The sequence below is a fragment of the Bartonella sp. AP57NXGY genome (genome assembly GCF_042195805.1).
In the GTDB taxonomy this organism is placed as follows: domain Bacteria; phylum Pseudomonadota; class Alphaproteobacteria; order Rhizobiales; family Rhizobiaceae; genus Bartonella.
The window spans coordinates 1-698 of the sequence record NZ_JBHIOZ010000530.1 but is presented as its reverse complement, the minus strand read 5'-3'; the positions used below and the strand labels follow the sequence as shown (position 1 = coordinate 698).

2 pseudogenes are annotated in these 698 nt (G+C 35.0%); both read right to left on the bottom strand.

Annotation, left to right across the window (positions count from 1 at the left end):
• Positions 1 to 17: 17 nt before the first annotated feature.
• A pseudogene (trwL, locus tag ACFIL8_RS11855) lies at positions 18 to 266 on the bottom strand (VirB2 family type IV secretion system major pilin TrwL); the annotation flags it as partial.
• An 89-nt stretch (positions 267 to 355) separates the two neighbouring features.
• Positions 356 to 655: pseudogene (gene trwL, locus ACFIL8_RS11850) on the bottom strand (VirB2 family type IV secretion system major pilin TrwL); the annotation flags it as partial.
• Positions 656 to 698 lie beyond the last annotated feature (43 nt).

The following is a 698-nucleotide window of genomic DNA, read 5'->3' as shown; positions in this document are numbered from 1 at the left end:
ATAACACAGCTTGCTCATCGTATACACGTACCCTTTTCGATGTAGCGCCCTGCATAGAGAATGGCTAAGCATAAAAGTATAACAGCAGCAGCAATAGGGATAATGTTTCCAATGAGGTCGTTCTGTAAAGCCTCCAAAGCAGTTTTTGCATTTGCTAATTTTACTTGAGCATATACAGAATTGCTCATAAAAAATATAATTAAAGTTGCAGAAATTTTAATATTTCTATTTCTAACTATTGTTTGAAGGGTATTTGGTTGTCTCATATTGTTTGTCTCAATTTAGATTTCTCTTTAGAATAAAAAGATATTTTATACTGAATGACTTTAATATTCATTCTCATTACGCGCCTGTGAATATTTGCAAGTTGGGTTGCTGAACCAGCGATAACAACACCGATTGCCCACCGTACGAATGTATCTTTTCCGATGTAGCGTCCTGCATAACCAATTGCTAAGCACAAAAGTATCACGGCAGCAGCAAGAGGGATAATCGCTTTCAAGTCTGTTTGGAGAGCAGTTAAAGCTTTGTTGGCAGGATCTAAAACTACTGCTTGGGCTAACACAGGATTGGCCATAAAAAATACAGTTAAAGCTGCAGAGGTTTTAGTAGCTTTATTCCAGATTATTGTTTGAAGAGTTTTTGATTTTTTCATATTGTTTATCTCAATTTAGATTTTTCTTTAGAATAAAAAGATA